Genomic DNA, 23,873 nt, shown 5'->3' with positions numbered 1-23,873 from the left:
TAACGCAAAGAAGAATGAACCCAGAATTTCATACCTATAAAAACCCCGCTGTTGCAGTCGACCTTGTGGTATTCGGTTACCACCGCCAGTCCTTATCGGTCTTACTCCTCAACAGGAAAGATGCGCCATTTAAAGACGGCTGGACCTTACCCGGAGGTTTCCTGCAAATGGAAGAAACACTACAACAGGTATGCAACAGGATCATGCGGACTAAAATTGGCGTTGACAATCTCTATCTGGAACAACTATCCGCTTTCGATGCTCCTCAGCGTGATCCAAGGGGAAGAGTAATTTCCATTGCACATTATGCCTTAATTAATCCGGAGCGCTTTGAAATTGTTGCCGGAAAAATGGCAAACGATGTCCAATGGTTCCCCTTAACTCAGGTTCCGGAGCTTGGGTTTGACCACACAGAAATTTTCCATCAGGCATTGCAACGTTTAAAGTCTAAAATTCTTTCCCATCCTGTAGGCTTTGAGCTGCTGGATGAAACATTTACCATGACAGAGTTGCAGGCACTTTACGAATGCATTCTTGACATCAGCATTGACCGCAGAAACTTCCGGAGGAAAATACTGGATGCGGAGTACATCTTACTGACCGGCAGCAAACGGGAAGGCTTAAAAAATCGTCACCCGGACTTATATAAATTTAACAAAGACCTGAAACAAAATCGTTTTCAATTGAATATTTCAGCACAGCAATAGCGCGATTTCACCTATACCTTAACTTCAAAACCATGAATAACAACCATAAAAAAGCCTTAATTGAAAAATACCGGAAAAAAGAAAAGATCAAATTTCTATTCTTCTGGGGCCATCAGCCAAACAAGGATGGCAGCGCTTCGGCAAGCTGTTTTAGTCAGTGGTGGGAAGCCCCTTTTGAACATGAAGGAAAGGTTTATCCCAGTGCAGAACACTGGATGATGGTAAAGAAGGCGGAATTATTCGGTGATACTGCAATTGCAGAAAGGATTTTGAACGCTACATCACCCGCGGAAGTAAAAAAGTTAGGACGATTGGTCGGGAATTTTGACCCGGAAGTTTGGGACGCGCAGAAGTTCGACCTTGTTGTGGCCGGAAATTATCAAAAATTCAGTCAGCATCAGGAATTGAAAGACTTTCTATTGCAGACCAATAAACGTGTACTTGTAGAGGCCAGCCCTGTAGATCCGATTTGGGGAATAGGTTTAGCCGCAGATGATTCCAGGGCAGAAAACCCTTTACTCTGGGAAGGTGAAAACTTACTCGGCTTTGCGCTAATGGAAGTGAGAGAAAGACTAAACTCTTAATTGTATTGCTTATGAAAATTGAACTGATCAAAGGAGACATTACCATCATAACCGCATATAAAATTATCACCATAAATCCTGTTTTATGAACTACATTAATGAACACACCGAGATTTTCACCATTGATGGTTTCCTTAGCAATGAGGAATGCGATCAGCTAATTGCAAAAGCTGAAGGTTTGGGCTTCGAAGAAGCAAAGGTAAATATTGATGGCAAACAAGAGATGATGAAAATGATCCGGGACAATGAAAGGGTTTTATATACAGATCCTGATTATGCCGATGAACTTTGGAAGAGATTGAAACCCTATATAAAACCTGTTATTGGGAACAGTGAGTCCCTTGGACTGAATGAGTTGTTCAGGTTCTATAAATACAGTCCGGGGCAACGTTTCAAAATGCACAGAGATGGTAGTTTCGTACGTAATGAAACTGAATTTAGCTATTATACCTTTATGATCTATCTGAACGAAGACTATGAGGGTGGACAGACGAAGTTTAAATCCGGAGAGATCATCAGTCCAATGAAAGGCACTGCTTTGATCTTTGAACATAGTCAGCGGCACGAGGGCGACCGTCTTATGACCGGGATTAAATATGTGTTGAGAACGGATGTGATGTATAAGACAAAAAATCAATAGTACCTGTATTGCAATCTGAATGTTAAAAGATTATCTTATCCTGGCTATAATTACAGCCAGGCTTTCATGATCTACAAAGAATTTCTGCCCGCTTCCACCCTGAGGGACAAGATTGAATGTTATTGGAAATTTGTTATCCCTCCTGCAGCAGCCGGGAACAATCAGCCTATCCCTCACATTGTTTTACCTCATGGCTGTGCCGAGCTGGTGTTCATTAAAAACCCAGCACTACAACAGAACTTCATCGTATTTAAAGGTGTTTCTACCTCCAAGTTCAGCATAACTATTTTTCCCGGCACCTTGTACGCAGGCATCCGGTTAAAACCCGGACAATCGAAATGGCTTTCCAATATCGACATCGGGCTTAGTCTGAACCAACATCAGCCTTATCCCGAAAACCAATGGCATCCCTGGCAACAGCAACTGATGCAGCAACTGGCTCCGGAAATGAATATCGAGGACTGTTTTAACGACTCCTTACTTCATTGGGAAGGCGAAAGCGGCTATTTACCTGACCAGAGAATCACCAGAGTGGCTGACCGCATCATTTCAGATCATGGAACAACTGACTCGGCAACACTTGCTGACCTTGCTTTCCTCAGCCTGAGACAACTGCAAAGGGTTTTCAAAAAAGAAACCGGAATGAGCGTTAAGCAATTCTCGCAGATCAGGAAATTACGACATGCGATTCTTCAGCTTTACTTTAAACATCAGCATCATCAGGAAATTATTGTCGACTATGACTATACTGATAGTGCTCATTTTTATAAGTCGTTCCGGAACATTACACAACATAAATTAGAGGATTTCTTTAAACACCTGGATCAGATTGATCATCAGCAAATTGTATAATGTCGTTTTTTTACACTGCTTTTGCACATCCATTTTTTTACCTTCATTAAAAAAAAACGACATGATCAAAACGCTACTCTTCAGTCTAATGACCATCTGTACACTTTCCGCTTTCGGACAGTCACCTGCGGCCCTGCAACAGGAAAAAATGAAAGGATTACAATTTTTCGCGGGCTCCTGGAAAGGAGAAGGCTGGATGATTATGCAGGATGGTAACAAACACCATTTCGATCAAACAGAGGTTGTACAACCTAAATTCAATGGAGGAGTATTGATGATTGAAGGCTTTGGAACAGATCAAGAAACAAAGAAACCGATCCATGATGCTTTAGCTTATTTAACTTACGACGTTCTAAAACAGCAATACCGGTTCACCGCAATGACAGGCATGGGTTATATGACAGATACTGCACCAGAGGTCAAAGACAATGTTGGTTATACCTGGAGCATGGATAACCCCAGATATATGGTTAAATTCAGCCTGACTTTAGATCAGGGGGACTGGTTTGAAATCGGAGAAATATCTACAGACAAAGGAGTCACCTGGATTAAGAATTTCGAGATGAGGCTCAAAAAAGTCAACTAAGCATCTGCCGGCAGCACCGTTACCGGCCTGGAGTGTGCAGAAATCATAACAATCACCAGGGCCAGGCTGCTCCAGATCAGCATTTGCCATGTTGCGCCGTTCCAGCCCCCAAACTTCCAGGCCAGCAGCCCGCCATAAGTCCCTACCGCAGCCCCGATAAAGTAGGTCGTCATATAAATGGTATTCAGTCTGCTATGTGCATGCTCATGTAGGCTATAGATCCTGGTAAAATTGGTAATCTGTGTAGCCTGGACGCCAATATCCAGAAAGAATACACTGATGATCAGCACCGCTACTGAAAAAGGGAATATTTTAATCAGCAGGATGCTGCCAATGATCATTGAAACGGTCATCAGTAATGATTTATAAACACTTCCTTTATCTGCCAGCTTACCAAAGTAAGGGGCAACAAGTGCTCCACCAATGGCAATTAAACCAAACAAACCGATCCTTCCCGCGTGGTAATGGAAAGGGGAGCCACTCAAATGAAAAGTTAAGGTTGTCCAGAAAGAGCAGAAGACACCGAAGGTAAAGGCCCCTAATAACGCAGCCTGCCTTAAAACCTGATATTCTTTAATTAAGGATAAGGTAGATTTCAAAAGATTCACATAATTCCCTTTAAACTTAGAGGGGGCTTCCGGGAGATAAATTTTTAATAAGACACCCATTATCATCACCATGAAAGCCGAGATTGCAAATACAGACCTCCATCCCAGCCATTCTGTAAGCAGTCCGGCAGTCACTCTCGCTCCCAGTATTCCAACCAGGATACCGCTAAAAACCTTGCCTACAGTTGCACCCCGGTTTACTTTATCCAGCGTTGCTGCCATTGGTAAAATAATTTGTGCCGGCACAGAAAAAAGCCCCACAAAAAAGCTCAGGATACAAATCTGCAGCAGGCTCGAAGAAAAAGCAATCATCACCAATGTGATGGCAAGCAAAACGGATAAGCCGATGATCAGATTTTTCCGGTTTACTTTATCACCAAGGGGGAGCAGAAAAAACATGCCCAGTCCATAACCGAGCTGAGCGATCATGGAAATCTTGCCAACCTCGGCCTCCCCTGCATTTACAGAAAGGCCTATTTCCTTCAATATCGGTTGGTTATAATATACGTTTGCTACTATAATACCTGCAGAAATTGCCATTAAAGGGATCACTACAGGCCGTATTTTTGTACTTTGCTCAGCTAACATGATTTGTTGTTTTAGGAATGTCGCAAATCTATGACCGACTTGATTTTAATAATTGTACTTATTAATCCTATACTTGTAAAAAGTTACTTTTGAAGAGATTTATCCAACATGAAGCGCTTTTCATCAGGCATTTTAGCACGCTAAAATGGCCATTCCCCTTACACAACCACGATCATTTTGAACTGGTATATATCCATTCCGGGAAGGGCAAACATTACCACAATCAAATAGAACAATTTTATCAGGGCAGAAGCCTCTTTTTACTTGCCCCGGAAGACGCACACATCTTCGACATACAGGAAGAAACTACCTTTAGTGTATTAAAGTTCAACAACATTTATCTGGAAGGTTTTTCAAATGAAAAGACCACAAAGGATTGGGGCAGACTGATCGATCAGTTACTGGCCATCAGTGCGACCTATGATTCCAGATTGGTAAAATCGGAGGATGATCTTGAAAAGATTGATCAGCTCATGCTACTGATTGTCAGAGAATGGCAAAGTAGTTTGAGTGCTGCCAATGAGGTGATCTTTCACCTTATCCGTGCGGTGTTCTCGATCCTAAAAAAGAATGCCATTAACGATATGATTCCTGAGCAATCTTCAAATGGGCAGCTGTTGATTTCAGTGGTTCAATTTATCCACTCCCACATCCAACAACCAGAATTACTGAAAATGAGCACATTATCGGCCCACTTCAACTTTTCCGCTAACTATTTAAGCAGCCTGTTTAAGCGGCAGATGGATGTTTCCATCAAACAATACATCGATGATTATAAATTTAAGGTCATTGAGAGTTTGCTGAATTCCGGCAATGTGACAAAAAAAGAGATCAGTTATAAATTCGGCTTTAGCGACCTCAGCCATTTTAATAAGTTCCTGAAAAAATATAACCAACGAAAAGAAGGGATTCCAGGAGGCAACGATAATGGCGCAATTTATATGGCTCATTTACAAAAGAAATAATCATCTAACCGCATTAAAATGAATAAAAACTATAGCGTAACAATTGAAGGAAATGAAGCATTACTGGAACGGTTTATAACGGCCATCGCGGCGGATACCGTTAAGGAATCAGCAGAATACCCTCACCCCCTCGAACTTCCGACAGGAGAGCTTTTTCTTGTCGACAGCATCGTCCAATATTTCCTGAACAAAAAACCTTTTATTGCAGAAAACGCCATTCAATTCTGTGATAAAATCAGGAAAAAATCTCCTGAGGGATTTCAGTACTATACCCTGGAGACCTGGGTTAAAGAAAATGTCGAGAAATTATATTTTGACAAAGTAGCCATCCGATCTGCCGGTGATGAACCGCTTAAACCGGGTACTGACCTTTTGGCTGTAAACCCGGAGCATTTAAGTTTTGTATGTTATGTAGCCATCTGTTTGATGAAATACGGTGCAAGCTTTGAAATCGTTACGGTAAACAGGTACTTCCGGATGGTAAAAGCATTGGGATCAAATGAAGTAGAAGAATTGAAAAAATATGGATCAAAGAAACTACCAGCGCAGTTAACAAATTATAAAGATGAAAACGTAAGCTGTGTGGCTAATGACGTTTTTGCCACCATTAAAATCAAAGTAAATAACGAATGTGAAACCGCTTATCAGGCCATCTTTCAATTTATAAACGAACTTCTGAAGGTTGATTTCCCAAAAAGTTATACCATAGAATTCTCTGCGAAAACAAAAAACGTGCTGCCTGTAAAGGGCCTGATCAAGACTGGTGTACACCACCTTTTTGCCAATGGCGCCCAATATCCAAACCTCCATCCACTAATAGAAGAATACGCCCTTCTGGCTATGAAAAAATGGGAATGGTACCACAATCTGCAAGATGAAAATTGCGCCATGCCTTCTACTTTCGCCGTTTTTGCCTTGGGTCTGGAAAATGAAAAATACTTTGAGCTGGTCAAAAAGTACATGCAGGAAGTAGACGAAGGACATCAATCCATTCAGGAGAAATTCACACCTGCTTTTGTGGAAAAGTTTGGCATTACCAAGGCTTCCTTGCCTGTTTTTATCAGCTGTATCCTCTCCATGCAGGAGCATAAACCTTTTAAACTGTTTGCAGAGGCATTCCATAACGTTCAGAACTTACAACTGTTGCTGGATTGCAAGCGCAACTTCCCTGACTTCATCAGCAAAAGCAGCAAAGAAGACTGGTCGGAAGAAGATGCCAGAGAAATGCCGGCTTACCTTTGGACCTATATCATCTATAGCATCTGGGGGCCCGACAATAAATACCCTGCACTGATCAAAAAATCGCCCCCTGAAGTGAAAGCCTTTTACGCAGAACTCTTGCAATAAAATAACTAAAAAACTTATAAAAGCATATGGAATATAGACAATTAGGAGCATCCGGACTCTTTGTTCCGGTACTCACCTTTGGAACGGCTACTTTTGGCGGCGAAGGCGATTTTTTCAAAGCCTGGGGAAGTACCCAGGTTGAAGAGGCAACACGTATGGTTAACCTGTGTATGGACGCCGGGGTCAATCTTTTCGATACGGCGGATGTTTACTCCGGTGGTTTATCAGAGGAGATTCTCGGAAAAGCACTTCAGGGAATCAGAGATAAAGCATTAATTTCTACCAAGGCCACCTTTACTTTCGGGCATGGCCCCAACAATCAGGGCTCTTCCCGTTTTCACCTTCTAAGGCAGTTAGAGGGCAGTCTTAAGCGATTGAACACCGACTATATTGACATCTATCACATGCATGGTTTTGACGGAAATACCCCGGTTGAAGAAACTCTAAGAACCTTGGATGACATGATCCAAAGTGGAAAAGTACGGTATATTGCCTGCTCTAATTTTTCCGGATGGCACCTGATGAAATCTTTAGGTATATCAGAGAAATACGGCTGGAACAAATACATCGCCCATCAGGTATATTATTCCCTGATCAATAGGGAATATGAATGGGAATTGATGTCTTTAGGTCTGGATCAGGGGGTGGGCAGTATGGTCTGGAGTCCGCTTGCCGCCGGTCGTTTAGGAGGCAAATATGGGCGCAATAAACCTATTCCTGCAGATACACGTATTGCTCAGGGAGGAAGTCCTGTTCCTGAGGCCGTTTTTAATGAAGAAGTTTTTTATAACATTATGGATGCGCTTGACGAAGTGGCTGAAGAAACGGGAAAAACGGTAGCACAGATTTCTTTAAACTGGTTACTGCAGCGCCCTACTGTTTCGAGCATTATTATAGGCGCCAGAAATGAGGAACAGCTGAAGGAAAATCTGGCTGCTGTAGATGGCTGGAACCTGACAAAAGCACAAATCAAGAAACTGGATACCGCCAGCGACGTTCCAACAATTTATCCTTACTGGCATCAGCGTCAGAATACCAGTTTATGCCCTATCCCTGATTTTTACTAAAAAAGAGGAAATAAAGGCTATTTTCCGTTACAGGTGAAGCAGTCTGCTAAACAAGAAAGGCGAACCAACGGTCCGCCTTTCTGATTTTCCCTGAGCTGCAAAAAACAGACTATATCAGTCCTTCTTTCACACATAAACTGATCAGTTCTGAGCTGGTTTTAACGCCAGACTTACGAATGATATTTTTACGATGTGATTGTACGGTATGCAGTGAAATAAATAGTGATTCTGCAATTTCTTCGCTTTTATATCCGAGAGCGATCAAATTGATGATCTCCATTTCCCGCTTGCTGAAATGCAGATTCAGTGCATTACTTTCCGGTTCTTTATTGAGGTTCACCGGCGGCCAAACACTGTCCTTCAAGCCCATCAACGATGGAGTATAATCATTAGATGCAGTTAGGTGATTGATATTCGTATGAATATGAAGTACCTGTGAGATCCGCCCGGTTTCCTCGTCAGAAAGGAAAACAGACTCGTTATGGAATAATTCGTAATTACCGCCAACAACTTTGAATCTAAAACAATAGGTGGTTTTGTAATAGCTTTTGAGACTATCTTTCCCAACCTGATTTAACATAAATCTAAGACTTGCGGATTCTGTCTGGGTTACATAATTGATATCTTCCGGATGGATACAACTGAGGATGCTGTCTACAGTTGCCGATTCAGGATCAAGACCTAAAATATCTGCAATACTTGGATCTATATACCTGAGCTGCTGGCCGTAGAAATCAACTAAGTAGTAGTAAAACTGTCCAGGACTAAGAAATGAGGGCAAAAACTGGTCTAAAATTACTTTAGGTAAAGCCATATTTGAACGTGTATAGAAGTCGCTGCACCTGTCCCAGGGAGCATTCATGACGTTATTATTAAATTCCATAAATTCCATAAGGTTAATTAAACAGATTAAAAAATAAAAAACGGTTCATCAGGGTATTCATGACGAGTTTTGAGAACGTTTTTAGTTTTTCTTCATCTTTTTCTAAAAAAATATAAAGCAAGTTTTGGAGGATTAGAAGACGCGTTCTACCTCAGAAGCTTACCAAATACAATTATTCATTAACAAATTGGCATTAAAGAGCTGTTGACCATCGTAATGGTTTGTTACGCCGGCGACTCGCGGGATAACAGGAGTAAGAAATGATTTTGACATGGTGAAATAGGGGTTAGATTAAAAAAATTATAAATTGATTAGATTCATATTTAGTGCGCACTGATAACATTTCCGATCTGATCGTTCACAACTCAAACGGCAAAGTACTGCCTTATAGTCTAAAAAGACCGACAGTAATATTTTCTTCTAAAAGATTAATAAAACGATAAGAAAAAAAAGAAATTAAATTGAACATCATCACTCCTGAAAGGAGTAATGTGAATTGCATTATGTACAAATAATAGTTCAGCATCGGAAATTAAACAAATTAGGAGTAAAAATTAATCTTTAAGTAATTAAAGCTAAAAATCCATTATTTTCAAAAAAAATGAAGTTTTAGATCCAACTTATCAAGATCAATTAACAACAAAAACTAATCCAATTAAAGGAATAAGACATCCCTATAAGTGGGGATTTTATTATAAAAAATATTGGTAAATCGATTTTGAGCAATTAAGAAGGTATTTTTTTGATTTAATCAGTCAAATTTGGTAGATGGAGAGCAGATAAAGACAAATTCAACACATTGCAAGAAACTTTATTTCAATGATACTGTTGTTTTTAGCTACAAAATCGGGTATAATTCCTCATTTTTGTCCAAAAAACTGGAAGAAAGCAAAATATAAAAAATTTACACCCGATTTTTAGTTGAAATATTTTAAATAATTAAGAAAATAAAGACCTATCCGAATTAACTCATTGCCACAGGCTCGGTTTGTTTAATCATTTTCAAAAGATAAGCTCCATAACCACTTTTTACTAAAGGCGCAGCAATTGCGGTAAGTTGTTCATCATTTATAAAGTTCATTCGGTAGGCAACTTCTTCGATGCAGCCTATTTTCAGTCCCTGACGCTCTTCAATTACCTGCACAAACTGACCAGCCTGCATCAATGACGCAAAAGTTCCGGTATCCAGCCAGGCTGTCCCCCTGCTCAATACGCCGACTTTAAGTTTTCCTTGTTCCAGGTATACTTTATTGACGTCTGTAATTTCGTACTCACCTCTTGGAGAAGGTTGAATATTTCTTGCAATTTCCACGACACTGTTGTCGTAAAAATACAGGCCTGGTACCGCATAGTCTGACTTCGGAACAACAGGTTTCTCTTCGATAGAGATGGCATTTTTATTTTCATCAAATTCAACAACGCCATAACGTTCCGGATCAGATACCGGATAAGCAAAGACCACGCCCCCCTCAGGGTCTGAACTTCCCTGAAGGAGTTTGGCCATCCCGTCCCCATAAAAAATATTATCGCCAAGGACCAATGCCACTTTATCCGTTCCGATAAAATCCGCACCGATCACAAATGCCTGAGCAAGACCATTTGGCTCTGCCTGCACTGCGTAAGAGAATTTACAGCCAAGTTTGCTTCCATCCCCAAGTAGCTTTTCAAAATTCGGCAGGTCATGAGGCGTAGAAATGATCAGAATCTCATTGATCCCAGCAAGCATTAGCGTCGATAATGGATAATAGATCATTGGTTTATCATAGACCGGCATCATTTGTTTGCTCATCACCAGAGTCAAAGGATGTAAACGGGTTCCGCTACCTCCTGCAAGTATAATTCCTTTCATTTATTGTTTCTTTTTTATAGCGTTAATACACCTGATCAGGCTATCTCTCCAGTAGGGAATTGCGATGCCAAATGTTTGTTTAATTTTTGTTTTGTCCATTACCGAAAAGGCGGGTCGGATTGCTTTGGTTGGATAAGCGGATCCTGGAATCGGATAAAGTTTCACCGTGGTTTCACTGAGGTCAAAAATTGCTTTCGCAAAATCGTACCAGGAAGTAACCCCTTCATTGCTGTAATGATAAGTTCCATATGTTTTATGGTCCGACGTTATGATATCCAATATGGCTGAGGCCAGATCTATTCCGTAGGTTGGTGTTCCGATCTGATCTGTAATCACGCTCAATTCTTCCCTTTCGGAGCCAAGCTTCAACATTGTTTTCACAAAGTTAGCAGCAAACTCCGAGTACAACCAACTTGTACGCAGGATATAATGCTCCTTTAACAGGCTCATGATCTCCAGTTCTCCGGCTAACTTGGTTTTACCATATACATTGATCGGTTCAGCCGGATCTTCTTCTTTTAACAGCTTCGGAATGTTGCCTTCAAAAACAAAATCCGTTGAAATATGAATGAGCGTTGCCTTAAATTGATCACAGCACCGGGCCAGGTTTGCAGCGCCATCTTTATTGATCTTTTCACTCAGGCCGGGTTCGTCTTCCGCTTTATCAACCGCAGTGTAAGCTGCACAGTTGATCACGAAATCGGGCGATTGCTCCTGAAACAATTTCTCTAAAATGGCCGGATTCAATATGTTTCCTTCAAACTCATCCAGAAAAAGAACAGAGGATATCCCTCTATCCCGACAGACTTCAGCGATGCACTGCCCCAACTGACCAAGACCTCCGAAAACAAGTATCTTGTTCTTACTGCTCATTATATTCATATTGTTGCTTATAATAATCCTGATAATGACCGGAAGTCACATTTTCCAGCCATTCCTGATTTTCAAGATACCAATTTACTGTTTTTTTCAGACCTTCTTCGAATTGTAAAGAGGGAACCCAACCCAGGTCATTTTGCAGTTTAGAAGAGTCGATTGCATAACGCAGGTCATGTCCTGCTCTATCTGTCACATAGGTGATTAGCGCCGCAGATTCACCTGCTGTTCTTCCCAGTTTCTCGTCCATAATCCGGCACAACAAATGAATCAGGTCGATATTTTTCCATTCATTATGTCCGCCAATATTATAAGTATCTCCAGCCTTGGCCTGATGAAAAATGGTATCGATCGCACGGGCATGATCTTCTACCCAAAGCCAATCGCGAACATTTTCACCCTTACCATATACCGGTACTGGTTTATTATTTTTTAGGTTATTAATTGCGAGCGGTATTAGTTTTTCAGGAAAATGATGAGATCCATAATTGTTAGAACAGTTCGAAATCACTACATCCAAACCATAAGTATCATGGTAGGCACGAACAAAATGATCCGAACTCGCTTTGGAAGCAGAATAAGGACTATGGGGATCATAAGCGGTATTTTCAGTAAACATACCTGTTTCTCCCAGTGCGCCGTAAACCTCGTCAGTACTTACATGATAAAAACGATGGCGTTCATAATTTCCTTTCCAGCATTCTTTGGCTGCATTCAGTAAAGTCACCGTTCCGATCACGTTGGTCAGTACAAATTCCATGGGATTGCTGATGGAGCGGTCTACATGAGACTCCGCCGCCAAATGAATCACTGCATCAGGATTTTCCACCTGAAAAAGCTCGTTAATAAAGCGGGTATCTGTAATGTCTCCTTTGATAAACCTGTAATTGGCAGCCTGCTCAATATCAGGAAGGTTCAACAAGTTACCGGCATAAGTTAATTTATCAAGGTTGATAATTTCATAGTCAGGGTATTTTTTAACAAACAATCTGACTACATGAGAGCCAATGAAACCAGCCCCACCGGTAATTAATATCTTCTTCATATTTAGTATGTTTTTAAGCTTTTAATAGGCGTTATCTTCTCCTTTGATCATATTAATGACCGTCATAAAGACAATTTTCACTTCCAGCATTGCCGTCCAGTTTTCCAGATACCAGATGTCGTGCTGTACTCTTTTCTGCATTGCACCATCTTCTTTTGTTTCTCCTCTGAAACCGTTTACCTGGGCCCATCCGGTGATTCCTGGTTTTAGGAAATGCCGCACCATAAACTGGTTGATGATGGCCCTGTATTCTTCTGTATGGCTCAGCATGTGTGGCCTTGGTCCTACTACACTCATATTTCCCAGCAGCACATTAAAGAACTGAGGCAATTCATCGAGGCTGGATTTCCTGAGAAATTTCCCTATCGGAGTGATCCGGTTATCGTCTTTAGTGGCTTGTTTCTTATCACTGTCATTGTTGACCTTCATGCTCCTGAATTTATAACACCAGAAAGGCTCATCATTTCTTCCGCTTCGCTGCTGCTTAAATAAAACAGGTCCCTTACTTTGCAGTTTAATCAGAATTGCAATCAAAGGATACAACCAGCTCATCAGAAAAATAATCACACCCAGACTAAAAACGACATCAAAAGCACGTTTTTTAAAGCGATTGCTTACGCTCTCCAAAGGCTCTTTTCTCAGCGAGATGACCGGAAACTCGTCTCCTACATAGCTGATGGTATAAGGCGTAGCTAATGTCGTGGCCATGTCCGGAATAAATTTTACCCTCAGACAATGTTTGTCTGCCACCTCCAGAAAGGTTTTGACTTCCGACATCCGGTGAGGCTCCAGAGAAACATAAATATCCTTAACTCCACTTAATGCGGCTGCCACCATTTTTGAGATAAACCTGGTTTGCAGGTTTCCATTTTCATCCGCATAGATCCTGCTGCCATCGTCCAGGTAACCATAAAAATCGATATTGTATTGACTGTCCAGGTAATGGGCCAGTCGGCGTCCGGTAGGATTGACACCAATAAGTGCTACCTTTTTATTCACATTAAAGCGCTGAACCAAGAGGAACTGGAATGCGGTTCCTAAAAAACGGTTCAATATGAATGCGCCAAGCAGCAAGGCATAGAATACCACAAGGAAGGTTCGGGAAAATTCCACATCCCGGGAGAAAAGCAGGTACAATGCGAAGCCGACCCCGTGAAGCGCAATGCTGCGCCAGGTTCCCCTATAAATTCGTTCCAATCGCCTGGAACCATAATCGGTATACAAACCAAAAATTACGGAATTGAACATCCACATGAGGTTACATACCACCATATAATGTTGCCAAAGCTCGTAAGAGACGGTCTTACCCAGGTATTCGGTAAGATAATAGGATAAAACATAGACCAAATTGAGCATTACGATATCCGTAATGGGCAAGATGTATTTGAGCAAGTACAAATAACGTGTTTGCATCTGAAATTGGATAAATAGGGTTGAGTTGTTAAGATGTCGTTAATAAATTGTAAGCAAAAAGCCTTCATTCACAAAAACAACCTAAAATATTCAGGCCATTATAACAACTCGCTTAACATTTACCAAAACTAGCTTGATTACAGATTCAAAATGTCCCCACAAATAGGTATTTTAAGAAAAACATCAACATTTTCAGCTCATGATAGGTAGTTTTACAATAAAAAAAAAGAAACTACTTATGAAAATTGCGGTAATAGGAACAGGATATGTAGGTTTAGTAACCGGTACATGTCTGGCAGAGACAGGAAACAATGTAATCTGTGTAGACATTGATAAAGCAAAGGTGGAAAAGATGCAAAATGGGATCATCCCCATCTATGAACCCGGGCTTGATATTTTATTTCTAAGGAACATCTCCCAAAAGAGGTTAACCTTTACAACCGATCTTGCCCTCGCTGTTGCAGAAGCCCAAATCATCTTTATGGCTTTACCCACCCCTCCAGGCGGAGATGGCAACGCAGACCTTTCCTACATTTTAGGTGCCGCAACAGACATTTCAAAACTCGTGACGGAATACAAAGTGATCGTCAATAAATCAACCGTTCCGGTTGGCACCGCAGACAAGGTACAAGCTGTTTTTGCAGCGAATACCAATATAGAGATTGATGTCGTTTCGAATCCTGAGTTTTTACGCGAAGGTGTTGCAGTAGAAGATTTTATGAAACCAGACCGGGTAGTCATTGGAACAAAAAGCGAACGCTCCATTAAACTCATGACCGAGCTTTACGCCCCTTACGTAAGACAGGGAAACCCGATCTTATTTATGGATGAAAGGTCTTCAGAGCTCACTAAATATGCCGCAAATTCTTTCCTCGCCACAAAGATCACTTTTATGAATGAGATCGCTAATCTCTGCGAACTTGTCGGCTCAGATGTGGATGCCGTACGCCGTGGTATCGGTTCAGATGAGCGGATCGGGAAGCGTTTTCTTTTTCCGGGTTTGGGTTATGGAGGCAGCTGTTTTCCTAAAGATGTGCAGGCCCTTTCGAAATCTGCAGCCGAAAACGCCTATGATTTTCAGATTCTGAAGGCAGTGATGGCCGTAAATGAAAAACAGAAAACCGTGCTTGTCGATAAAATACTGAAATATTATAACTACGACATCAAAGGAAAACACTTTGCACTCTGGGGTCTTTCCTTTAAACCCGAGACTGACGATATCCGCGAAGCGCCAGCCCTATACATCATAGATCTGCTGATCAAACACGGAGCAACGGTTACCGCATTTGATCCTGAAGGAATGGAAAATGTGAAGACCCTGCTCGGCGATAAGATTACTTATGCCTCAAACCAATACCATGCACTGAGGGCTGCAGATGCTTTACTCATCGCCACAGAATGGTCTTTATTTAGAAACCCTGATTTTGACCTCATGGAAGAAAGCCTCATCAATAAAGTGATTTTTGATGGCCGCAATCTATATGACCTCCAGAAAATGACCGACCTCGGCTATTATTACAACAGCATCGGCAGGACACTTATTGAAAACGAAGTGCTTATTGATAACCAATAGATTCATGGATCAAAACAATTATGTATTAATTATGGCTGGCGGCATTGGCAGCCGCTTCTGGCCAAAGAGCCGTGACCATTTTCCGAAACAATTTCTGGACATTTTAGGAACAGGACAATCACTCCTTCAAATCACCTATTCCCGCTTTTTGAAGATATGCCCCGCTGAGCATATCTTTATTGTCACCAACAGCCAATATCAAGCTATTATCCTGGATCAGCTGGAAGGGATTTCCGCTGATCAACTGATTTGTGAACCAAGCAGAAACAATACCGCACCCTGTATCGCCTACGCTTCTTTCAAACTAGCTGCACTTAACCCTGATGCCAATCTGATTGTTGCCCCATCCGATCATTTCATTTTATTTGAAGATGTTTTTGTAGAACGGCTTCGCTTCGCTTTAGCTTATACTCAACAACATGAGGTTTTGGTGACGCTCGGTATTAGCCCGATCAGGCCGGATACCGGATATGGATATATTCAATATGGAGAAGAAACTGAAAATGGCATTTATAAAGTAGCGCAGTTTAAAGAAAAGCCGACGCTTCAAAAGGCTCAGGAATATCTGGCGGATGGAAATTACCTCTGGAATGCTGGAATATTTATCTGGAAAGCCAGTGCCATCATCGGTGCTTTAAAAAAATATGCGCCGGTCATTCATGATTTATTTGAAAGCGGAAAAGCCCATTACAACACGTCACAGGAGCGCGCATTCATCGATAAAAATTATGCCAACGCTCCGAACATTTCCATAGACTATGCCGTTATGGAGCAGGCAGACAATATTTACACCATTCCGGCAAACTTCGGCTGGTCTGACCTTGGAACATGGGCTTCCTTACATGAAGCTGCAGAGAAAAATTCCGAAAACAATGTCATTGCCGCAAAGCAGGTAGACCTGAAAGACACTCAGAACAGCATCATTCATATCAATGAAAACAAACTGGCTGTCATCCGGGGCCTCGACAACTTTATTGTGGTCGATGATGGCAATGCACTACTCATCTACCCTAAAGACCAGGAGCAGGAGATTAAGGAGGTAGTCAGGCAAATGACGGTAGAATTCGGAGATAGTTTTATTTAAATCCACATCAAAAACAGCTACTATGGGTAACAACCGCATACAACCAGTAAAACACGCGCTCTCCGCTCTTGTTTTTCTTTTGACGTTCTCCAGTCAGGTTGATGCGCAAAGACCTCAGATTAAATATGAAATAGAAGGCCAGGCCATTGGAACCACAAAAAATGTGGTTCCCTTCTGGATGCGCTCAAATCAGTTTGGCGCTGTTCCCCTCTCCGGTGCATCGGCATCCTTCATCGGAAGGGCTTATAAAGACTACGAAAAGTCTAAACTGATAGACTGGGGTTTTGGCCTGGAAGGAAGGGCAAATGCAGGCAAAGGGTCCAACCTTCAGCTCATTGATGCCTATGCAAAAGTAAAGCTTGGTGTGTTTCAGTTCAAAGCAGGCCGGGCAAAAGAGGTGATGGGCCTCAATGGAGACACGGTATTGAGTTCTGGTAACTTTGCCCTTTCCGGTAATGCTGCCGGAATCCCAAGGCTGGAACTTTCCATCCCTGAGTATTACAGGGTTCCCGTTTTCGGTGGCTTATTCTCCGTTAAGGGAAACTTTGTGCATGGATGGCTGGGCAGAACACAAATTCTGGACAGCATCTCTCCTACTTCCAAAATCACCTATTACATTAATGACCGAAGGCCTAAAAGCTATTTCCATCAGAAATCACTGTACATCAGGTTAGGAAAAGCAGACTGGAAACTGGAACTCTATGGAGGCTTCAACCATCAGGTATTCTGGGGAAATGAGCAGGCTGCTTATGGTCCTAATTTCAAACTCTCGCCCGCAGAAACCTTTTTTTACGTGGTTACCGGCAAAGGATATGGGACTAAAGGTGTACCTACTTCAAAGATCGGGAACCAGTTAGGCTCTATCGACCTTGGAATGGCCTATAATTTCAATGCGGTTAAGGTCATGATCTATCGCCAAAGTTTTTACGACGTAGGTGCATTATCCAGGCTTGGAAACATCAACGACGGACTGAACGGCATTAGTTTTGAAAACAAGAAATACGAGGACAATACCAGCGCATTTGTCTGGAAGAAGGCTTTGTTTGAACTCTTTTATTCTAAAGACCAGGCCGGGTACCCCTGGTCAACTTTTACAAAATCCGGAGATGAAGATTATTACAATAACTTCTATTATGTGAAAGGCTGGTCCTACAATGGCCTTGGCTTAGGAAATCCATTAATTACCCCGAGGCATGATGCCAGAAGCGGACAAGCCATAAAAAATGCAGACTACTTTATTAACAACAGGGTCGTTGCCCTACATGCCGGATTGAGTGGGAGATTGTACAGCTGGAACTTCATGACCAAACTTAGTTATTCCAAGAATTATGGAACTTTCGGAACCAGCATTTACGGAAGCTCGACCGGCCATATCAGAAATCCTCAAACCAAGAATATCTTCAAACCTGTTGAACAGTTCTCCTTCTACCTGGAAGGTACGAAGAAGCTGAAGAACGGCTACAGCGCAGGATTTGCAACCGCTCTTGATCAGGGAAAACTCTTAAATAATTCCTTAGGATTAATCCTTAAACTGAAAAAGGAATTCCAATAAAAACTAACCAAATATTACCTGTTTAAAACACCTTTCACTTCTGAAAGGTGTTTTTCGTATTGGTCTACGATCAACTCCCAATCATAGATATTCGTGATTTTATCGCTGTTTGCCTGAAGCATGGACTGGTATTTATCCTCCTCATACTTCACCTTGTTCAATTGATCTGCAACGCCTTTGTCGTCTTTAAAATAAAGCGCATCTTCGCCCAGGATATACCTGTTAAAAGGATTGTCATTGGCGCAAATTAAGCTGTTTGAGGCCATTGCTTCCAATAGCGATGGATTTGTCCCACCCACAGTATGCCCATGAAAATAGAGGTTAGAATAATAGCGTAAGCTATTCAAAATAGCAATGTCATAGATTCCTCCTATAAAGCGGATTTGAGTATAGCCGGAATACTTTTCTTTTAAATAATTACCATACTCCGTTTCATGCTTACCAATCACCAAAAAGGGACGGCCGACCGCTGCTTTTACCACACCATCCAGGATGATCTCAATGCTGTTCTCCGGTTCCAGTCTGGCAATAAGCATGTCGTACTGATGGGCAGATATCTCATAATTTTCAAGGGCCTGCAGCGCAGGTTGTTTAAACAATGTTGCCCCATAGGCGATAAAAGTAGAATCCGCATGGTACTTTTCCTTCAGGTAATCCTGGATACCAATAGAATCCGAAATGAGGTGATCGCTATACTTTACGCCCAGGCTTTCTGCCCATTGCAGGAACTTTCTTACTTTATTGGAATATTTAGTTCGTTTCCACTCCAATCCATCCATATTGGTGGTCACGACCACCTTCTTTGGCAGCAGCCAGCCCCAAACGGAACCACTCGTATAACCCAGCTGAAGGATCACATCGCATTTGCGTTTCCTGACATCCAGGATACAGTTTAAATCATAAATGAATTGTCCGGCTGTCCCCAATTTATATTCCGGATCATAACAATGGCGTAAATCCACCCCATTCCACTGGTCTTTCTGATAAGGATGGTTGTGGGAATTGTAAACCAGTACCTCATGTCCTCTTTTTACTAAACCCAGCGCTAAATATTCTGCACATTGCTCAAATCCCCCATAGTGGTTTGGAATGCCCCGGGTTCCAATAATTGCTATTTTCATCAGTATGTATTTCTTTTTTTCGTATTATTTTAAAGGTCTCATTCCTGATTCCTAAAGAAGTCTTGTATGCCATTCCAGATCCTGTCTGCAATACCTTCCATTCCAAGATCAGAAGGATGCATTCCGACGCCTTTATCCGCATACTGCTGAATGGCTGTATTCTTATTCCGTTCCTGATAAAGCCCCTGAAGATCTACGTACAGCCAGTTGTTTCGTTCAGCCGTAGTTTTCATGATCTGATCGATATGCTGGTTGGGCCAAAAGCTCCCCACCAAACAGACCTTTGGCTTTTTCCCTGTGGAGAGCTCCCGTACCAATTGCTCCAGGTGATGGTCCAGACCATTTTTAACTGCCATTGCATCGTTGATATTCTCGCCAATCACGAGGAGGATTAAATCCGCATTGAAGTCGCTGAAATCCTTAAAATCACTGACATTATAGTTCCAGAATTGCCTTTCGAAAGTAGCAGCGATATTACCGGCCTTAAAACTCGTATTGGGATGGTCATTTTTTATCCTGGACTCCAGGAGATGTACATAATCTTTTTCGGCACTGCTTGCCGCCATGCCCCAATTTCCTGCCCAGCCAACCGACGCTTTGGCACCATGCCAGGTGATGCTGTTTCCCAGAATTAATACCCTTGAGGGGATCGAATCCCGCTGACTACTATAGCCGGATAAGGTAACCCCTAACATCAGAACGGTTAAAAAAGTCTTTCTAATCATATATCCCTTTAATAACACGGGCAGGAACACCCGCAATGATTGAATTTGGCGGCATACTTTTATTGACCACTGCCCCTGCGGCTATGATGGAGTTGTCGCCGATAGAAACCCCTGCAAGGATGGTCACTTTGGCACCGATCCAGCAGTTGTCGCCAATGCTGATCTTGGAACGCGTAGTCCCTTGATTTTTGATCAGTTTATTCGGATCGCTATAGTTGTGGTTTTCAGGGTGACAACTAAAATATTGTCCGATTATGGTATTGTTCCCAATCGAAACTCCACCGGAACCTCCGATACTGGCAAACTGGCCAATCCCTACATGATGTCCGATGTGAATGTATTCTCCCAGGTTGTTAAAGGAGGTCGAGATGATGACTTGTGAATAAGCACCTATTCCGGATGAATCGCCAATGATCAGCTTCCCTTTACCGAGACCACTCAGGTATACGCCATAATCAATCTTCACCCATTTCCCGAAGCGAATGTTCTGGCTATTGAAACACCTTACGGCCCTTCCTACAAAGATAAGTCCGGGCTTTTTCAAATGAAACAAGAGAAAAAACACACCTCTCAAAAGATCAAAGCTTTTATTCAGGATCAGATTGAACAAGGTACGGTTGCTCAGGTTTTCATCAAATTGAAAAGAAGGGTTTCTCTTTTTAATAATCGTTTGCAATAGTCTTTTCATCAATATATTTTGTTTATTTCAAGGCCTCCTTAACCGCACGTAAAAATTTGTTTTGGTATTGTACAGAGGGAGTGAGCCAGGCCCCTTCCCCGTATTCATTCCAGGCATAGATCATTGCGATATGATCTGCTGAACCGGAAGGATCATTTTCCAGCGTCCATTTTTTCAACCCTTTTATAGATTGATAAACTGAAGCCGGTGAATAACCATCAAAATGGGGAAAAGCTTTTTTCACTTTGTTCGTATCGTCCCAGGGCCGTGGATCCCAATTGAGGGTACTCACGGGCATATAAGGCATCCCTAGTCTTAGGAAACTGGTCCAAACCGATTGTTCCCTTGGGCTTAAAGCAGTGATCGGACTTACGGATTGCCCCGCAATTAAAGTCTGATCATGATAATTATACCCCGTTAAGAGGTCAAAACCGGCCGCTTTTGCGAGATCAGCATCTGCTTGTTTCGAGCCCACACACACGGCAATACTTACGCCCTCCAAACCCTTAGCCTTTGCATCTGCTCTCAATTTATCCAATGCAACTCTAATCTTTGCTGCAGAACCAAATTTACTGATCAGCATCCTTAAGCTCAGGAAAGTGATCAGAGGCTTCTCCTTAAATTTCAGGTAAGCTTCATTTTTAAATAACGTAATCCATATTTTTGAAACCCGCTCCCAATCCTCAGGGCCAATCAAATAACCAAAGTGATTTGCCACGAGCAAGTTAAACTTCATCCCCTTTCTATCCTTCGCATGGATAAATAAGTTCAGTGCATTGTTCCGGGGATCTTCCATATTCTTTTTAGACAAAGCGGAATCATACCAGCAAAAACTAAAAAAGTCTATGCTTGCTTCTGCCGCTGCATCCACCTGCTTTTGGATGATCTCTGGCTTACTGGTCACCCAACCCCATATCGGCTCCCTTCCTTTAAAATTCTCCGTCAATGACCTGGTGATGTGATTGGTTTTCCCCGTCCAGCCATCAAAATAATAAGCACCAATCAGCAGTTCTTTGGAAGGCTTATCCTGAGCATTGGCTTTAGGACTAAACATTCCCAATAATCCTGCTAAAAGCAAAAATCCGATACCTGATTTACTGTTCATTGTTTCCGGGTTTATTTGTTAAACGATCTTATCAAGTACTCAAACGACTTCATTTTTAAAGACAGAATCCAACTTTTTGTAGAAACCATTTAAGGAAAACTTTTCATCAAATGATCTTTTGGCATTCCTCCCATGACGCTCCAACAGCGCCCTATCGTCCGCATATTTGGCCAAAGCATTAACAAATGAACTGGTGTTATTGGGTTCAAATAAATACCCATTCACTGAATCTTCAATAATTTCAGGCAATCCCCCGTGGTTGGCAGCGATCACAGGTTTATATAAGCTCATTGCTTCTATGGCAATTCTCCCAAAAGGTTCCGGCTTGATACTTGGAACGATCACCACATCAGACCAGGCATAGATTTCGGCGGTATCTGAAACAAAATCTAAGAACTCAACTTGCGTACTTAAACCCAGATTTTCGACTTTTTTCTTGAGTTGCAGAACCAAATCTTCATTTCCAGCAGAAGTACTGCCTACAATTCTCAGCAAGACTGGAGATGATTTCATCTTCACCAAAGATTCGATTGCAAAATCCTGTCCTTTCCAGCCATTGATCCTGCCGATCAGCAAAACACGAAGCGGTTTATCTTGCGTGCTATCTCTTTCTGCTGTATTTTCCCGCTCAAAACCTTCAAATGCATTATGAATCACCACGCTATTATTCAGCTTCTCAAAACTTTTCAATGTGGAATGAGAGTTGAAGATAATTTTCGACTTTGCTTGTTTAAGAAACAAAGACAGCATTTTACCCAAAAGTTTACCGGGGATTTCCCTGATGTGGATGATCTTCATTTGATGAAGAAAAGGAGCGAGCAGGTAAAAATCCAAAATCACTGAAGTATTGGCATACACCACATCATATTCATTGAACAGTTTCTTTTTTGCCTTAAACTGAAATAAAGGAAAAATGATTTTTCCCCATTGCAATTTCATCAGATAAGTCTTGCTCAATAAAGAAAGCGTCAGGTATTTGATGTCAACATTTAATTTTTCCAGTTCAGTGACCAATGGCCCGGTACGCGGAAGGACAACGGTTATTTTTTTATAATCGCCAGACTGACTCAGGTATTTTATGACCTGCAAAAAGCTCCTGTCAGAACCATACATATCCGCACTTTGGTGTACACAAATTATCTTCATCAGTATATATTTTGTTTAATGGCTATGAAGCAGTTTTACTTTAAAAACCTCATATCCTGATATTTTAACGCCAATTTTAAGGAAACCGCTTTACTATAAAAATAAGCCAGGAAAAGTGCCATAGGCCGGTCTGACAAGATTTTGGGCCAGGTTCCTTTTAAATTCCTAAAGCGGCTTAACATGACATCCGCAGAAGGATTAGACCACAACACGGTATCGTGATCAAATTTTATCCGCAGGACATACAATTGTTTTTCAAACTTTGAAAACCTCAACATGAAACTTGTATCAATGCCATACAGGTTCAATCGTTCGTCGAATTTCATCTGATGGGCAAGAAATACTTTAACGGAAATGACCATGCCACTTGTGATGGCCAGGACATTTTTTGCAGGGATCGGTCCGGTCTGTATCTTTTTCCAGTGTTTACCCTTGAAATAAACAAAGGAACCCGGGCTTACCACTTTTCTATTGTTCATCACAATGGGAAGAAAAAGAGAAATATTTGGGAAGCCCAGGACCGCAGCATTTAATTTATCAAAATAGTACTCAGGAAATTCAGAATCCTGATCCAGCAATAAGGCATAATCGTAAGTATTGGAACGCAGGACCTGGTTGTATAATTTCGACAACCATACATTTTCAGGAGTCGAGATGTATTGAAATTGATCAAAGGCTGCTGATAGTGCTGCAACTTCCTGCTGCGGACAAGGTTCAGGACTATTGTCCCAAACTACCAGCTCCAGATCAAACAGTGTTCTATTTTGCAATAACAAATGACTAATTGTTGGAGATGCTGAAATTGTCTTTTTATAAAGCACCACTAAAACAATTAATTTCGGTTTGAGGGACTCCCCCTTGTTCATCATAGCTTTCAT

At 41.6% G+C, this 23,873-nt stretch carries 23 protein-coding genes; 11 read left to right on the top strand and 12 right to left on the bottom strand.

Annotated features, from left to right (window positions below; translation table 11 throughout):
* The first annotated feature begins 14 nt into the window (after nt 1-14).
* From AAFF35_RS03405 to AAFF35_RS03385, 5 genes are all read left to right on the top strand, one after another.
* Nucleotides 15-707 carry an NUDIX domain-containing protein gene (locus tag AAFF35_RS03405; protein ID WP_342331013.1) on the top strand — a complete coding sequence of 231 codons (693 nt, stop codon included), beginning with the start codon at nt 15-17 and terminating at the stop codon, nt 705-707.
* A 32-nt stretch (nt 708-739) separates the two neighbouring features.
* Nucleotides 740-1,291: an NADAR family protein gene (locus AAFF35_RS03400; RefSeq protein WP_342331012.1), complete on the top strand. Its 552-nt coding sequence runs from the start codon at nt 740-742 to the stop codon at nt 1,289-1,291.
* Nucleotides 1,292-1,376: 85 nt separating this feature from the next.
* The gene (locus tag AAFF35_RS03395; RefSeq protein WP_342331010.1) at nt 1,377-1,931 is read left to right on the top strand and encodes a 2OG-Fe(II) oxygenase; all 555 of its coding nucleotides are present in this window, start codon (nt 1,377-1,379) and stop codon (nt 1,929-1,931) included.
* Between the two features lie 66 nt (nt 1,932-1,997).
* A complete protein-coding gene (locus AAFF35_RS03390) occupies nt 1,998-2,783 on the top strand; it encodes a helix-turn-helix domain-containing protein (protein WP_342331009.1) in 786 nt (261 codons plus the stop codon).
* Nucleotides 2,784-2,844: 61 nt separating this feature from the next.
* Nucleotides 2,845-3,369 (top strand): hypothetical protein, encoded by a 525-nt coding sequence (locus tag AAFF35_RS03385; protein ID WP_342331008.1) that lies wholly within the window; start codon nt 2,845-2,847, stop codon nt 3,367-3,369.
* Here the strand turns inward: AAFF35_RS03385 and AAFF35_RS03380 are convergent.
* Nucleotides 3,366-4,565 (bottom strand): MFS transporter, encoded by a 1,200-nt coding sequence (locus tag AAFF35_RS03380; RefSeq protein WP_342331006.1) that lies wholly within the window; start codon nt 4,563-4,565, stop codon nt 3,366-3,368. The genes AAFF35_RS03385 and AAFF35_RS03380 overlap by 4 nt on opposite strands.
* A gap of 89 nt (nt 4,566-4,654) precedes the next feature.
* Here AAFF35_RS03380 and AAFF35_RS03375 point away from each other — a divergent pair, with 89 nt between their 5' ends.
* From AAFF35_RS03375 to AAFF35_RS03365, 3 genes are read left to right on the top strand one after another with little or no spacing between them, the layout of a single operon-like run.
* A complete protein-coding gene (locus AAFF35_RS03375) occupies nt 4,655-5,530 on the top strand; it encodes an AraC family transcriptional regulator (RefSeq protein ID WP_342331005.1) in 876 nt (291 codons plus the stop codon).
* 18 nt (nt 5,531-5,548) lie between these two features.
* Nucleotides 5,549-6,877, top strand: a complete 1,329-nt coding sequence (locus tag AAFF35_RS03370) for a DUF6138 family protein (RefSeq protein ID WP_342331003.1) — start codon at nt 5,549-5,551, stop codon at nt 6,875-6,877.
* Between the two features lie 26 nt (nt 6,878-6,903).
* Nucleotides 6,904-7,944, top strand: coding sequence for an aldo/keto reductase (locus AAFF35_RS03365; RefSeq protein WP_342331001.1), 1,041 nt, complete (start codon nt 6,904-6,906; stop codon nt 7,942-7,944).
* A 109-nt stretch (nt 7,945-8,053) separates the two neighbouring features.
* Here AAFF35_RS03365 and AAFF35_RS03360 read toward each other — a convergent pair whose 3' ends face one another.
* The 5 genes from AAFF35_RS03360 to AAFF35_RS03340 all read right to left on the bottom strand — a co-directional run bounded on the left by AAFF35_RS03360 (nt 8,054) and on the right by AAFF35_RS03340 (nt 14,010).
* The gene (locus AAFF35_RS03360; RefSeq protein WP_342331000.1) at nt 8,054-8,827 is read right to left on the bottom strand and encodes a LuxR C-terminal-related transcriptional regulator; all 774 of its coding nucleotides are present in this window, start codon (nt 8,825-8,827) and stop codon (nt 8,054-8,056) included.
* Between the two features lie 964 nt (nt 8,828-9,791).
* The gene (gene rfbA / locus AAFF35_RS03355; protein ID WP_342330999.1) at nt 9,792-10,676 is read right to left on the bottom strand and encodes a glucose-1-phosphate thymidylyltransferase RfbA; all 885 of its coding nucleotides are present in this window, start codon (nt 10,674-10,676) and stop codon (nt 9,792-9,794) included.
* Nucleotides 10,677-11,549, bottom strand: a complete 873-nt coding sequence (rfbD, locus tag AAFF35_RS03350; RefSeq protein WP_342330998.1) for a dTDP-4-dehydrorhamnose reductase — start codon at nt 11,547-11,549, stop codon at nt 10,677-10,679.
* Nucleotides 11,539-12,597, bottom strand: a complete 1,059-nt coding sequence (gene rfbB / locus AAFF35_RS03345; protein WP_342330997.1) for a dTDP-glucose 4,6-dehydratase — start codon at nt 12,595-12,597, stop codon at nt 11,539-11,541. The genes rfbD and rfbB overlap by 11 nt, the downstream gene beginning before the upstream one ends.
* A gap of 21 nt (nt 12,598-12,618) precedes the next feature.
* Nucleotides 12,619-14,010: an undecaprenyl-phosphate glucose phosphotransferase gene (locus AAFF35_RS03340; protein ID WP_342330996.1), complete on the bottom strand. Its 1,392-nt coding sequence runs from the start codon at nt 14,008-14,010 to the stop codon at nt 12,619-12,621.
* Nucleotides 14,011-14,248: 238 nt separating this feature from the next.
* Here AAFF35_RS03340 and AAFF35_RS03335 point away from each other — a divergent pair, with 238 nt between their 5' ends.
* Genes AAFF35_RS03335 through AAFF35_RS03325 form a run of 3 tightly spaced genes read left to right on the top strand, consistent with a single transcriptional unit; the run spans nt 14,249 to nt 18,219 of the window.
* The gene (locus AAFF35_RS03335) at nt 14,249-15,583 is read left to right on the top strand and encodes a UDP-glucose/GDP-mannose dehydrogenase family protein (RefSeq protein WP_342330994.1); all 1,335 of its coding nucleotides are present in this window, start codon (nt 14,249-14,251) and stop codon (nt 15,581-15,583) included.
* 4 nt (nt 15,584-15,587) lie between these two features.
* On the top strand, nt 15,588-16,667 hold the full coding sequence (locus AAFF35_RS03330; protein ID WP_342330992.1) for a mannose-1-phosphate guanylyltransferase: 1,080 nt from the start codon (nt 15,588-15,590) through the stop codon (nt 16,665-16,667).
* Between the two features lie 22 nt (nt 16,668-16,689).
* Nucleotides 16,690-18,219 carry a capsule assembly Wzi family protein gene (locus AAFF35_RS03325; protein ID WP_342330991.1) on the top strand — a complete coding sequence of 510 codons (1,530 nt, stop codon included), beginning with the start codon at nt 16,690-16,692 and terminating at the stop codon, nt 18,217-18,219.
* A gap of 14 nt (nt 18,220-18,233) precedes the next feature.
* Here the strand turns inward: AAFF35_RS03325 and AAFF35_RS03320 are convergent, their stop codons facing one another.
* Genes AAFF35_RS03320 through AAFF35_RS03295 form a run of 6 tightly spaced genes read right to left on the bottom strand, consistent with a single transcriptional unit; the run spans nt 18,234 to nt 23,873 of the window.
* Nucleotides 18,234-19,340, bottom strand: a complete 1,107-nt coding sequence (locus tag AAFF35_RS03320) for a DUF1972 domain-containing protein (RefSeq protein ID WP_342330990.1) — start codon at nt 19,338-19,340, stop codon at nt 18,234-18,236.
* Nucleotides 19,341-19,378: 38 nt separating this feature from the next.
* Complete coding sequence (locus AAFF35_RS03315; RefSeq protein WP_342330988.1) at nt 19,379-20,065, bottom strand: SGNH/GDSL hydrolase family protein; 687 nt, start codon at nt 20,063-20,065, stop codon at nt 19,379-19,381.
* The gene (locus AAFF35_RS03310) at nt 20,058-20,753 is read right to left on the bottom strand and encodes an acyltransferase (RefSeq protein ID WP_342330987.1); all 696 of its coding nucleotides are present in this window, start codon (nt 20,751-20,753) and stop codon (nt 20,058-20,060) included. The genes AAFF35_RS03315 and AAFF35_RS03310 overlap by 8 nt, the downstream gene beginning before the upstream one ends.
* Before the next feature lie 13 nt (nt 20,754-20,766).
* Nucleotides 20,767-21,849: a glycoside hydrolase family 99-like domain-containing protein gene (locus tag AAFF35_RS03305; RefSeq protein WP_342330985.1), complete on the bottom strand. Its 1,083-nt coding sequence runs from the start codon at nt 21,847-21,849 to the stop codon at nt 20,767-20,769.
* A 39-nt stretch (nt 21,850-21,888) separates the two neighbouring features.
* Nucleotides 21,889-22,995: a glycosyltransferase family 4 protein gene (locus AAFF35_RS03300; protein ID WP_342330983.1), complete on the bottom strand. Its 1,107-nt coding sequence runs from the start codon at nt 22,993-22,995 to the stop codon at nt 21,889-21,891.
* Nucleotides 22,996-23,030: 35 nt separating this feature from the next.
* Nucleotides 23,031-23,873, bottom strand: coding sequence for a glycosyltransferase (locus AAFF35_RS03295; protein WP_342330981.1), 843 nt, complete (start codon nt 23,871-23,873; stop codon nt 23,031-23,033).

Origin of the sequence: Pedobacter sp. FW305-3-2-15-E-R2A2 (assembly GCF_038446955.1) — a bacterium.
Lineage (GTDB): Bacteria > Bacteroidota > Bacteroidia > Sphingobacteriales > Sphingobacteriaceae > Pedobacter.
Note: the sequence above shows the minus strand (reverse complement) of the source record. Positions and strands in the feature narration are given on the sequence as shown.